Annotated in this window: 8 protein-coding genes and 1 riboswitch; of the genes, 1 reads left to right on the forward strand and 7 read right to left on the reverse strand. The window is 66.4% G+C overall.

Annotation, left to right across the window (positions count from 1 at the left end; genetic code table 11):
* Window positions 1-220 precede the first annotated feature (220 nt).
* The 5 genes from rnr to FHS48_RS09490 form a co-directional block, all read right to left on the reverse strand.
* Window positions 221-2,620 carry a ribonuclease R gene (gene rnr, locus FHS48_RS09470; protein ID WP_184263328.1) on the reverse strand — a complete coding sequence of 800 codons (2,400 nt, stop codon included), beginning with the start codon at window positions 2,618-2,620 and terminating at the stop codon, window positions 221-223.
* An 83-nt stretch (window positions 2,621-2,703) separates the two neighbouring features.
* Window positions 2,704-5,538 carry a type I DNA topoisomerase gene (topA, locus tag FHS48_RS09475; protein ID WP_184263329.1) on the reverse strand — a complete coding sequence of 945 codons (2,835 nt, stop codon included), beginning with the start codon at window positions 5,536-5,538 and terminating at the stop codon, window positions 2,704-2,706.
* 64 nt (window positions 5,539-5,602) lie between these two features.
* Entirely contained in the window at window positions 5,603-6,838 is a 1,236-nt protein-coding gene (dprA, locus tag FHS48_RS09480; RefSeq protein ID WP_184263330.1) for a DNA-processing protein DprA, read from the reverse strand.
* 116 nt (window positions 6,839-6,954) lie between these two features.
* Window positions 6,955-7,623, reverse strand: a complete 669-nt coding sequence (ribB, locus tag FHS48_RS09485; protein WP_416046509.1) for a 3,4-dihydroxy-2-butanone-4-phosphate synthase — start codon at window positions 7,621-7,623, stop codon at window positions 6,955-6,957.
* A gap of 161 nt (window positions 7,624-7,784) precedes the next feature.
* Window positions 7,785-7,967: riboswitch (FMN riboswitch) on the reverse strand.
* Window positions 7,968-8,311: 344 nt separating this feature from the next.
* Window positions 8,312-9,571 (reverse strand): Hsp70 family protein, encoded by a 1,260-nt coding sequence (locus FHS48_RS09490; protein WP_184263331.1) that lies wholly within the window; start codon window positions 9,569-9,571, stop codon window positions 8,312-8,314.
* A gap of 192 nt (window positions 9,572-9,763) precedes the next feature.
* On the opposite strand from FHS48_RS09490, the gene FHS48_RS09495 reads away from it, so the two are divergent.
* Window positions 9,764-10,747, forward strand: coding sequence for an asparaginase (locus FHS48_RS09495; protein WP_184263332.1), 984 nt, complete (start codon window positions 9,764-9,766; stop codon window positions 10,745-10,747).
* Between the two features lie 49 nt (window positions 10,748-10,796).
* Here the strand turns inward: FHS48_RS09495 and FHS48_RS09500 are convergent, their stop codons facing one another.
* Together FHS48_RS09500 and FHS48_RS09505 are read right to left on the reverse strand one after the other, a co-directional pair.
* Window positions 10,797-11,288 (reverse strand): type II toxin-antitoxin system YhaV family toxin, encoded by a 492-nt coding sequence (locus tag FHS48_RS09500; RefSeq protein WP_184263333.1) that lies wholly within the window; start codon window positions 11,286-11,288, stop codon window positions 10,797-10,799.
* Between the two features lie 2 nt (window positions 11,289-11,290).
* Window positions 11,291-11,623, reverse strand: a complete 333-nt coding sequence (locus tag FHS48_RS09505) for a type II toxin-antitoxin system PrlF family antitoxin (RefSeq protein ID WP_184263334.1) — start codon at window positions 11,621-11,623, stop codon at window positions 11,291-11,293.
* Between the last annotated feature and the right edge of the window lie 268 nt (window positions 11,624-11,891).

The raw sequence follows: 11,891 nt of genomic DNA on the forward strand, positions 1-11,891 counted from the left end.
TATAGGATACGGTACCGCACGGTTGCCCGTTCAGCTCCGGCCTGCCTTCCGATATCAGACCATGGCAGGTTTCGCTTAACAAGATGTAAGCGGGAGGGGACGTGCCCGGTGACGGCGGCCTTCCGGCGGCTCCGACGCCGGGGCAGAGGCAAGAAAACCCCCGCCGGACGTGGAACGGCGGGGGTTTTTCCGGTATTACAGTACCTTAATGCTCCGGTGGTCAGCGACGGCGCGGCTTTTTACTGCCCGGCGGGCCGGAGCGGTTGAGGCGCACGGTCTTACTGCGGCCTGACGGCTCGCCGGAGATCCGTTTGCGGCTGCCCCGGGCTCCCGGGCGGAAATCACCTCCGGCATCCGGAGCTGCACCGTCCGCCGGGCCGGAGTCGGCGCTTTCGGTGATGGCGCGGGGCGGGCGCTGCGGCCGTTCCGGTGCCGGTTTCAGCTCGGCTTTCCAGCCGTCCTTCGGGGCGCCGCCCAGATTGGCCCGCATCTCGAACAGCATGCCGCCGGTCACCGGATCGGCCTGCCGCAGCCGGACGATCACCGCATCGCCCAGCTGGTGGATGGTGCGCTGCGAGCGGGTGACAAGGCGATGGTTGGCCTCGTCATGCACAAAGAATTCGGTGCCGAGGGAGGAAATCGGGATCAGGCCGCTGGCCCCGCTGTCTTCCAGCTCGACGAACAGGCCGAAGCGGGTAACGCTGGTGACGCGCCCGGCAAATTCGGCTCCGATGCGTTCGGACAGGTACAGGGCGGTGTAGCGTTCGATCACATCCCGCTCGGCCAGCGCGGCGCGGCGCTCGGTCTGGCTGATGTGTTCGCCGATCAGTTCAAAGTCGGCGGCCTGTTCGCTGGTCAGGGCCTCCTGCGCGGTGCCGAAGCCAAGGCCCCGGATCAGTGCCCGGTGCACCAGCAGGTCGGAATACCGGCGGATCGGCGAGGTGAAGTGGGCGTAGCGCCGCAGCCCCAGCCCGAAGTGGCCCCGGTTTTCCGGCGTGTAAATGGCCTGTGACTGGCTGCGCAGGATGACGGTGTTGACCAGATGCTCCTGCGAGGTGCCGCGCACCTTGCTGATGACGCTGTTGAAGTTCTGCGGCCGCAGCGCCCCGGTCGGCAGGTTGAGGTTGATGGTCTGAAGGAAGCCGCGCAGGGCTTCCAGCCGTTCCATCGGCGGCTCGTCGTGCACGCGGTACATGCAGGGCTGCTGCCGGTCCTCCAGCGTCTCGGCGGCGCAGACGTTGGCGGCGATCATCAGTTCTTCGATCAGCTTGTGGCTGTCCCAGCTCGGGCGCGGCACGATGCCGACCACCGACCCGTCCTCGGCCAGCACCACCTTGCGCTCGGCGATCTCGATTTCCAGCGCGCCGCGAAGATTGCGGGCGGAGCGCAGGGCCTGATAACAGGCGAACAGCGGGGCAATCACACGGTCCATCAGCGGGCCGGTGGTGTCATCCGGGCGGCCGTCCAGCCCGTTCTGTACCTGCGTGTAGGTCAGGCGGGCGGCGGAACGCATCAGGCCACGGACAAAGCGGTGCTTCGTCTTGTTGCCCTTGGCGTCAAACCACATGTGCACGGCCAGACAGCCGCGCTCCTCGTCCGGGCGCAGCGAACACCAGCCGTTGGACAGGGCCTCCGGCAGCATCGGCACCACCCGGTCGGGGAAATAGACCGAGTTGCCGCGTTCGTAGGCGCATTTATCCAGCGGGCTGCCGGTATAGACGTAGTGGGCGACATCGGCGATGGCGACAATGGCATGCCAGCCGCCGCTGCCGTCGGCTTCGGCCCACACCGCATCGTCGAAGTCGCGGGCGTCCTCGCCGTCGATGGTCACCAGCGGGATGTCGCGCAGGTCTTCGCGGGTGCCCAGCGGCACCGGTCCGGCGGCTTCGGCCTGATCCAGCGCCCCCTGCGTGAATTCAGTCGGGATACCCTGCGCGTGAATGGCGATCAGGCTGACTGCCTTCGGTGCGGTCAGCGAGCCGAGACGGTCGAGAACCCGCACCTGCCGCAGGCCATGGGCCCGGCCGGGCAGCACTTCGGCTTCCACCAGTTCCCCGGCCTCGGCCCCGCCGGTGTCGCCGCGCGCCACCACGTAATCCTGCCGGTCGCGGCGGTCGGTCGGGCGCAGGAACAGGCCGTTGGTGCCGACTTCCAGCAGGCCGAGGACCCGGGCCGGGGCCTCCACCAGCTTTTTCATCACCCGGGCCTGATACTGATTGTTGCCGATGAACTGCATCTTGCACAGCACCCGGTCGCCGATGCCGACGCTGGGCAGATCCCGGCGCACCGGTTGCAGGAAAATGCGCGGCGGCGGGCCGTCTTCGGTCCAGTTGAAGGGGCGGCCCAGCAGTTCGCCGTGTTCATCGGTGCCGCTGATCTGGATCACCGCCACATCGGGCAGGGCACCGGGGCGGTGCAGGGTGCGCTTGTGGCCGCGCTGGACCGATCCGTCCTCCTCCAGTTCCTTCATGATCTGGCGCAGGAACGGCCGCTGCTCGGCGGTCAGGTTGAAGGCGCGGGCCAGTTCCCGTTTACCGACACGGCCGGGACTGTCCTGAATGAATTCCAGAACCTGGGCCTTGCTGGGCAGGGGGACGGGCTTGCGCGGGTGTTTGGTCAAAGGATCAATACTTTCTGTTGGTCTTGGTCTGTGAACAATGAGCGAAAGGCCGCCGGACGGTTCCGGCGGCCAAGGGCAGAGCCTTATGCTTCGCTGTCATCGGTTTTGGCTGCCGCTTTCTTGGCGGGAGCCTTTTTCGCGGCGGGCTTTTTGGTGGTCGCCGCTTTCTTTGCAGCCGGTTTTTTGACGGCGGCTTTTTTTGCCGGGGCTGCCGGGGTGTCATCGTCCCACGGCAGGCTGTCATCAACCGGGGGTTCCACCACCACCGCATCCGTTGCGGCTTTCTTGGTGGCCGCCTTCTTCGGGGCTGCCTTCTTCGCAGCGGGTTTCTTTTCCGCCGTCGCCGTATCGGCCTTCGCCGCCGCCTTTTTCGCCGGGGCCTTCTTTGCCGCCGGTTTCTTACCGGAGGCGGCATCCTTGGCGGCCTTGGCGGCGATCCAGCCGACCGCCTGTTCCAGCGTCACCGTTTCCGGGTCGGTATCACGCGGCAGGTTGGCGCGGGTGGCACCGTGTTCGACATAGGGGCCGTACCGTCCGGACAGCAGCTTCACCGGCTGCTGGTCGTCGGGGTGGGTGCCCAGCTCCTTGCCTTCCACCTTGCGGGCGCGGCTGTTGGCGGTGGCCAGCAGGTCAACCGCCCGGTTGATGCCGATTTCCAGCACGCTGTCGTCACGCAGGTTCACATATTTGCCATCGTGAACGATGTACGGGCCAAAGCGCCCGATCCCGGCCAGAATCGGCAGGCCGCTTTCCGGGTGCAGGCCGACCGTGCGCGGCAGCGCCAGCAGGGACAGGGCCTGTTCCAGCTCCACCCCGGTCGGATCCATGCCCTTGGGCAGACCGGCCCGCTTCGGCTTGGTCTTGGCCTTGCCTTCGCCGGTGGCCTCGCCGAGCTGGCAGTACCAGCCGTAAGGCCCCTTGCGGACGCTGACCGGCAGGCCGGTTTCCGGGTCGTCGCCCAGCACGCGGTCGGTGGCGGTGTCATCAGCCCCGCCGCCCAGCGGCCGGGTGTAGCGGCATTCCGGATAGGCCGAGCAGCCGATGAAGGCCCCGGTCTTGCCCAGTTTCAGCGACAGACGGCCAGCGGCGCAGGCCGGGCACTGGCGCGGGTCATGCCCTTCCGGGGCATCGGCCGGGGCGGCGAACAGGTGCGGGCCGAGGTCGGCATCCAGCGCATCCAGCACTTCCGAGATGCGCAGGGTCTGGGTGCCTTCAACGGCGGCGAAAAAGTCCTGCCAGAAGCGGCGCAGCACCTCTTTCCAGTCCAGATGACCGGCAGAGATTTCGTCGAGCTGGTTTTCCAGATCGGCGGTGAAGGTGTATTCGACGTAGCGGCGGAAGAAACTTTCGAGGAAGGCGGTGACAATCCGGCCCCGGTCTTCCGGCACAAAGCGGCGGGCGTCAAGGCGCACGTAATCGCGGTCCTGCAACACCTGAAGGATCGAGGCATAGGTCGAGGGGCGGCCGATGCCGAGTTCTTCCATCCGCTTGACCAGACTGGCTTCGGAATAGCGCGGCGGCGGCTGGGTGAAGTGCTGCTCCGGCGAGATTTTGGTGATCTGCACCGGTTCGCCTTCCTTCAGCGGCGGCAGCAGGCGGCTGTTCTCGTCATCCTCGGCACCGTCATCGACGGTTTCGGTGTACAGCTTCAGGAAACCTTCAAACAGCACGGCGGATCCGGTGGCCCGCAGCACGGTCTTCTTGCCGCCATCGGCCAGATCCACCGCCATCTGGTCCATCACCGCGCTTTCCATCTGGCTGGCGACGGTGCGCTTCCAGATCAGCTCATACAGTTTGAACTGGTCGGCATCCAGAACATCACGCACGTCGCCGGGCTTCAGGAACACGTTGGTCGGGCGGATCGCCTCGTGCGCTTCCTGCGCGTTCTTCTGCTTGGTCTTGTAGACGCGGGGGGCGGAGGGGACAAATTTGTCGCCCCAGCTCTGGCCGATCAGGGTGCGCACGTCGTTCACCGCTTCCGGTGCCATGCTGACGGCGTCGGTACGCATATAGGTGATCAGGCCGACCGTCTCGCCGTTGACCGGCACGCCTTCATACAGGCGCTGCGCCAGCGTCATCGTCTTGGTGGCGGAGAAATAGAGCTTCCGCGCCGCTTCCTGTTGCAGGGTGGAGGTGGTGAACGGCGGGAACGGGTGGCGCTTGGCCTGCTTGCGCTCAATGGCCCCGACGGTGAAGGCCCCGGCCTCAATCGCCTGCCGCGCCCGTTCGGCGGCGGTGGCGTCGGGCAGGCCGAACTTGTCCAGCTTGGTGCCGTCCAGATGGGTCAGCCGCGACAGGAACGGCTTGCCCCCCGCCGACAGGGCATCGGCGGCAACGGTCCAGTATTCTTCCGAGGTGAAACGCTCGATCTCCGATTCCCGTTCGCAGATCAGGCGCAGCGCCACCGACTGCACGCGCCCGGCGGAGCGGGAGCCCGGCAGCTTGCGCCACAGCACCGGCGACAGGGTGAAGCCGACCAGATAATCCAGTGCCCGGCGGGCCAGATAGGCGTGGACCAGATCAAAGTACAGGTCACGCGGATGGGCCATCGCCTCGGAAATCGCCGATTTGGTGATGGCGTTGAAGGTGACGCGCTTCACCTCCACATCCTTCAGGGCCTTGCGGCGGTTCAGTTCCTCCAGCACATGCCACGAAATCGCCTCTCCCTCGCGATCCGGGTCAGTTGCCAGAAACAGGCGCTTGGCCCCCTTCACCGCCTGCACAATCTCGCGGATGTGCTTTTCCGACCGGGCATCGGTGGCCCAGTCCATGGCGAAGTCCTCGTCCGGGCGCACCGACCCGTCCTTTGGCGGCAGGTCACGGATGTGACCGAACGACGCCAGAACGGTATAGCCGCCGCCGAGGTATTTGTTGATGGTTTTGGCTTTGGCCGGGGACTCGACGATGACGACGTTCATGGGGCTCGCAAAGGCTGAATAGGCGGTGTCAGGTGTCTTCCCGCCATCCTATCCCCTTGAAAGATCATGGGGCGGACAGCAGAGAGACGCGGTTGCCGGGGTGCCGTTCCAGACGGCCCGCCAGTTCCAGTTCCAGAAGGATCATGGACACAACGGCAAAAGACAATTGGCATTGCCGGATGATTTCGTCAACCGTCACCGCTGTTACGGTCAGGCAGGGGACAACTTCCGCCCGCGCCCGGGCCAGATCCTGTTCCGGCGGCAGGGCCGGGGCAGGGCCGCTGAAACCGGGGCGTCCGCGCTCTCCCAGCGCCGGAGGATGGCGGGTGATCGCCTCCAGAATATCCCCGGCGTGGCGGATCAGGGTGGCACCGTCGCGCAGCAGCAGATTGGGGCCTTCGCTGCGGGCTTCCAGCGGTGATCCCGGCACCGCGAACACCTCCCGCCCCTGATCGGCGGCACAGCGGGCGGTGATCAGCGACCCGGATTTGGCCGAGGCCTCGACCACCACCACCCCAAGGCTGGCCCCGGAGATGATGCGGTTGCGGCGCGGAAAGTGCCGGGCCTGCGGCACGGTGGCAGGCGGCATTTCCGACAGGATCACCCCCTGTTCCACCATCTGGCGGTACAGGCGGTCGTTCTCCGGCGGATAGATCACATCAATCCCGCCGGCGACGACGGCGGCGGTTCCGGCGGCGGCGGGGTCATTGCGGGTGGCGGCATACAGCGCCCCTTCATGGGCGGCGGTGTCGATGCCCCGGGCCAGACCGGAGACCACGGTGATCCCGGCGGCGGCCAGATCCAGCGCCAGCTTGCGGGCGAACTGTTTCCCCGCCACCGAGGCATTGCGCGCCCCGACCATGCCGATGCAGGGCCGGGCCAGCAACGGGGCATGGCCAAGGGCATACAGGCAGGGCGGCGCATCCTCCACCTGTGCCAGCAGGGCGGGATAGGCGCTTTCGCCCAGACACAGCAGGCGGGCCCCAAGGGCTTCCGCCTGCATCAGTTCTTTCTCGGCGGTGGTGGCCGGGCAGATCTTGATCGGTTTGGCCCGGCCGCCGTTGCGGGCCAGCGTCGGCAGGGCCTCCAGCGCCTTGCGGGCGGTGCCGAAGCGGTCGAGCAGGCGGCGCACGGTCACCGGGCCGACGTTCTCGCTGCGGATCAGGCGCAGCAGGTCAAGCCGCTCCGCTGCGGAAAAGGACCGGGCCGGACCGGCATCGCCGCTGTCAGCGTGCAGGGAAGAGGCCCCGGAAGACATCAGGGAGGAGGGCGGGGCGGCGAACAGATCGTGCTGGGTCATGGCGGCAGCACAGCATAACCCCCGGTGGTGGTCAAGGTGCGCTGTCGCCGCCGGGCGGGAAAATCCCCTCCCCCCGACACAGACAGGAAAGGGGGGAGGGGGAACAGGGGAGAGGTTTACGCGGCGGCCTGCTGACCGCGCAGCACCAGTTGCAGGTCGGCGATGGTCATCACCGGCATGCCAAGCCCCCGGGCAAAGCGGATCACCTCCGGCAGGCGCGCCATGGTGCCATCCGGGTTGGTCAGTTCGCACAGCACCGCCGCCGGGGCCCGCCCGGCCATCCGCACCAGATCAAGGCTGGCCTCGGTATGCCCGGCCCGTGCCAGCACCCCGCCGGGGTGGGCGCGCAGCGGGAACATATGGCCGGGGCGGGCCAGATCCTGCGGTCGGGCCTGCGGGTTGATCGCCGCTTTCACCGTGGTGACGCGGTCGGCGGCGGAAACGCCGGTGGTGACTCCGTGCGCCGCCTCGATCGACACCGTGAAGCCGGTGCCCATGCGGGAGGTATTGTCGGCCACCATCGGCGGCAGGTTCAGGCGGTCGCACTGCTCACCGGTCAGTACAAGGCAGACGATGCCGCTGCCTTCGCGGATCATCAGGGCCATCTGCTGGTCGGTCAGGCTGTCGGCGGCAAAGATGAAGTCGCCTTCGTTCTCGCGGTCCTCATCATCGACCACAAGAATCCCCTCGCCGCGCTGAAGGGCAGCGACGGCCCGCTTCACCCGCTCCTGCGGGGTGCCGTAACCGGCGAGAAGGGACGGGGTTTCGGGTAACATCTGATTCATGGTTATGCTCCGTTCCATCGGGGCGGCTGACCAGAATCAGGGCACGCAGGAAGACCGCACACGCCCACACGCACCGCAGGGCAAAGCCCCCGGCCCGGCGCACGCATGCGCACATACCACGCCACACCATCCCGGAAAACCGGGGCGGCATGCGGACGCGGCCTTATCCTCTTCCATCCGGACTGTTACCGTCGGCTTCGGCTTTTCACCGAATCTGCTGACCCTGTTCCGGCTGTGCGGTCCTCTGCACGGGAACAGGCGCTCGCGGGCTGCCGCCGGACCCCACGGATGCGGGGCGGCGATGTACCGCCGGTCGGGAGTTTCACCCTGCCCTGAGAACAAGTGCCTTTATGTTTAAAGACTGTCTTCGGCTGAAGACGGCATAACCATAGGGAGAGTTTACGGGGGGTGCAAGGGGGAGAGAGAAGGTGGTTAGACCTTGTATGTTTGGCCCCTCAGTCGGCGGGCGGGCGCATCCGCGCCCTTGCCTCACGCGCGAATGGTCGCGCGGGGCCTCAATGGCCCAGTCGCTGCGCTCTGCTTTGTTTTTTGGTCCCTCAGTCGGCGGGCGCGGGCGTCCGCCCGCTTGCCTCACGCGCGAATGGTCGCGCGGGGCCTCAATGGCCCAGTCGCTGCGCTCCGCTTTGTTTTTTAGCCCCTCAGTCGGCGGGCGGGCGGGGGCGTCTGCTCAGGCAAACCGCCGCGCGGCCTCCACCGCCAGCCCGGAGGCCACCGCCCCGAAGGTGTCACAGGGGGTGATCTCCGCCCCCGGCAGGCGGGCGCGCACCGCATCCTGCACCACCGGCATTTCGGTGGAGCCGCCGGTCAGGATCACCAGACCGATCTGCTCCGCCGTCACCCCGCTCTGGCTCAGGCAGGCATCAATGCCGCCGGTCAGGCGGGCCATGCCGTCGGTCAGCACTTCCCGCAGGTCGCGTTCCCACAGTTCCGGGGCCAGATCGCGTTCAATGTACGACAGGGCGAGGGCATGGCTGGCGGCGTTGGACAGGCCGATCTTCGCCCCTTCCACATCCGCCCCCAGCCGGTGGCCAAGGCGGTGCTCCACCACTGTTTCCAGCCGCTGGAACTCCGGCTGATCCGGCGCGGTTTCCGCCAGCCAGCGCACGTCCCGCTCCGCCTTGGGGGCATAGAGGGTGTTGATGCGCGGCCAGCTCGACAGGGTGGAATAGATCCAGCGCGGGGCCGGGATTTTCTTCTCCGTCACCTCCAGCCCCAGCCCCAGCAGCGGCATCACCTTATAGAAGGACAGGGAGGCATCAAAATCGGTACCGCCCAGCCGCAGGCCGGTGCTGGCCAGCACATCGGCACGGGTGCGCCCGTGGTCCGACCCCGGCGGGGTCAACCGCACCAGCGAAAAGTCCGAGGTGCCGCCGCCGATATCGACGATCAGCGCCAGCGTATCCGGCTTCACCGCCCCGGCGTGCTGGTCGGCATACAGGCAGGCGGCGGCGACCGGCTCGTACTCAAATTCAATATGCTTGAAGCCGACCGAGCGCAGGATGCCATCCAGCGTCGCCTGTGCGGCGCGGTCGCCCTCCGGGTTGCCATCGACAAAGTTGACCGGGCGGCCCTGCACGATGGCGGTCAGGTCGTGCCCGCAGGCGGCTTCAGCCCGGCGCTTGGCCTCGGCGATGAAGTCATGCAGCACGGCGGTGAACGGCACCTGACGGTTGCCGACGCGGGTGGTTTCCTCGATCAGGCTGGTGCCCAGCACCGACTTGATGGAGCGCATCAGCCGCCCCTCATCGCCGCCGAGATAGGCCTGCATCGCCTCCCGCCCCAGATCGGGGGCCGGGCGTTCCGGGCGGTAGAACAGGGCAGTCGGCATGGTGCGGTGCTGCCCTTCCAGCGGCAGCAGCACCGGGGTGACGCCATCATGAATCCCCAATGCGGAATTGCTGGTGCCGAAATCGAAACCGCAGTGCATGGCGGGACTCCTGTGGGGGCGAAAAAGGCGCGGAACAAACCCTATCGCCGGACTCAAGTCAAGCCCGCTGTCAGCCCCCGGCCCGGGGCCGCGCAAAACCGTTGCCAATCCGCCCCGGCATGGCAAAGTGCCGCCCTTAACCAAAAAAATCCTCAGAGACACACTTCTAATAAGAAAGCATTGGGAGACACCATGACCCGTCGCATCTGCATCCTGTACACCGGCGGCACCATCGGCATGGAGCAAGGGGAACGCGGCTGGCGCCCGGCCCCGTCCTTCGCCGCCCTGACTGACCGCCTGCACCCCGGCCTGCGCAACGGGGCGGAGGTGCGGGAATACAGCCCGCTGCTGGACAGCGCCAATGCCGGGCCGGAGGTCTGGTACCGCCTTGGCCGCGATATCCGGGCGCTGGCGGCGGACTATGACGGCTTTGTGGTGATCTACGGCACCGATACCCTCTGTTATGTCGCCGCCAGCCTGTCGTTCCAGCTGGCGGGAACCGGGATTCCGGTGGCCGTGACCGGGGCGATGGTGCCGATGGTGGCTGAGGGCTCCGACGGCGGGGCTAACCTCGGGCTGGCCCTGAAAACGGTGACGGCGATGGCCGACGGCCCGGCGGCGCAGCACGGTGTTTCCGTCTGCTTCAATGGCCGGGTGATCCACGGTGCCCGCGCCCGCAAGCTGATGGCCCACGACATGGACGCCATGCGCGACGCCGCCGCCCTGCTGGATGGTCAGCCGCGGCCCCAGACCGCCGTTGCTGCCCCCGGCCGCGCCAGCCTGCCGGCCGTGGCCGAAACCGCGCCTGTGCCGACCGTGGCGCTCCTGACCCTGCACCCCGGCATCGGCCTGCACGCCGACAGCCTGTTTGCGGTGCCGCCACAGGGGCTGATCGTCGAATGTTTCGGCAGCGGAACCGGCCCGACCGCCGATGCCGGGCTGGTGCGCCTGCTGCACCGCCTGCGCGACGGCGGCACGGTGATGGTGGCGGTCAGCCAGTGCCTGCACGGTGCGATTGCCTTCGACACCTATGAAGCCGGGGCCGCCTTCGCCGACGCCGGGGTAATCGCCGGGGGGCATATGACGCGGGAAGCCGCCCTGACCAAGCTGCACCTCGCCCTCAGCCTCGGCCTTGGCCGGGATGTGCTGGCGGAAGACTGGGTGGGGGAGATGTAAGGGCGGGGGCGTAGGGGAAGGATAATTCTGTGACGATCAGCCGGGATCGTCACAGATCCGGGAGGGCGGCTTTTTTCAGCCGATCTATTGCGGCCTGATCAGACGCGGCTTTACGAAGCTCGACCCAATCATCAGGTGGATGGCCGTCCTCCAGCATCCCTTTGAAAACCCTGTAGGCATCGGTTTTCGCGTCATAGGTCCGCAAAGTCGTTTCATCATTCACCCAGGCGAAGATGATGATTTTGGCGGTCGAATCATAGCGGAAGAACAGGCGGAAGCGGCCATTGCCGAACTTTGCCCGGAACCAGTGCTTATGCCCCCCGCCAAGTGTCGAGCCTTGTCGGTAAACGGTTGCCGTCGGATCGGCAGGGATGATCTGGAACACCAGCTTGTACAGAGCGGCCAACAGCTTCGTGTTTGCGTTCCTCTGGTAGGCGTCGGGCTTTTCGGCCTTCAACGCCTCAACGCTGCCGGTCAGCTTCTCCACCTGATCGAGAAAGAGGGGATGTGCCAGAAGAGTCCAGCCGTTGATCGTTATCATGGTTAGAGTGCGACATCCCCGTCAATCTCGGCGTCAAGGTCAACGTCCATGTCCCCGACAAGGGCGGTCACCCGGTCGCGAAGGCTTGCGGGCAGCGCGGCGATGGAGGTCCCGGGGTGCCCGCTCATGTCGTTGGCCAGAAATTCGAGGAAACGGTCGACGACCGGATCGCGCGTCTCCTCCTTCGCTTTCTCGATATAAACCCGGTGCTGATCGTCAACAAAGAAGGCGATGCTGCCGCCGTAATCGACGCCTAAAGCCTTCCGGATACTTTTGGGGATCGTCGTCTGCCCCTTGGCGGTGATGGTGCTTTCTTCTGTCAGCAGCGTACCCATGACTTGGCTCCAATTCTGGTCCTTGGTATAGGTAAGGAAATTTCCTTACTTTGTCAAGGAGCCATGCCTGCCAACGATCAGGTGGAGGGAATCACCCGGTCTGCACAAGCGGATTGAGGGGGTGACGAATGGTGCGACAGCAAGCGTTCGCCGTCCGACCCGATCAGGCCGGTGATATAAGTCGGACACGCCAAAAAGAGCTCTATGGCCAATCCCGGGTATTTGGTTGCGGGATAGGGATTTGAACATACGGCGCTCCTGCTGTGTG

It is taken from the genome of Novispirillum itersonii (assembly GCF_014205675.1).
Taxonomy (GTDB): domain Bacteria; phylum Pseudomonadota; class Alphaproteobacteria; order Rhodospirillales; family Rhodospirillaceae; genus Novispirillum; species Novispirillum itersonii_A.

Coding starts and splice junctions, on each gene's coding strand:
- ribB (WP_416046509.1), bottom strand. CDS start 7,623: ATGAATCAGATGTTACCCGAAACCCCGTCCCTTCTCGCCGGTTACGGC.
- FHS48_RS09505 (WP_184263334.1), bottom strand. CDS start 11,623: ATGGGTACGCTGCTGACAGAAGAAAGCACCATCACCGCCAAGGGGCAG.
- FHS48_RS09490 (WP_184263331.1), bottom strand. CDS start 9,571: ATGCACTGCGGTTTCGATTTCGGCACCAGCAATTCCGCATTGGGGATT.
- FHS48_RS09495 (WP_184263332.1), top strand. CDS start 9,764: ATGACCCGTCGCATCTGCATCCTGTACACCGGCGGCACCATCGGCATG.
- FHS48_RS09500 (WP_184263333.1), bottom strand. CDS start 11,288: ATGATAACGATCAACGGCTGGACTCTTCTGGCACATCCCCTCTTTCTC.
- topA (WP_184263329.1), bottom strand. CDS start 5,538: ATGAACGTCGTCATCGTCGAGTCCCCGGCCAAAGCCAAAACCATCAAC.
- dprA (WP_184263330.1), bottom strand. CDS start 6,838: ATGACCCAGCACGATCTGTTCGCCGCCCCGCCCTCCTCCCTGATGTCT.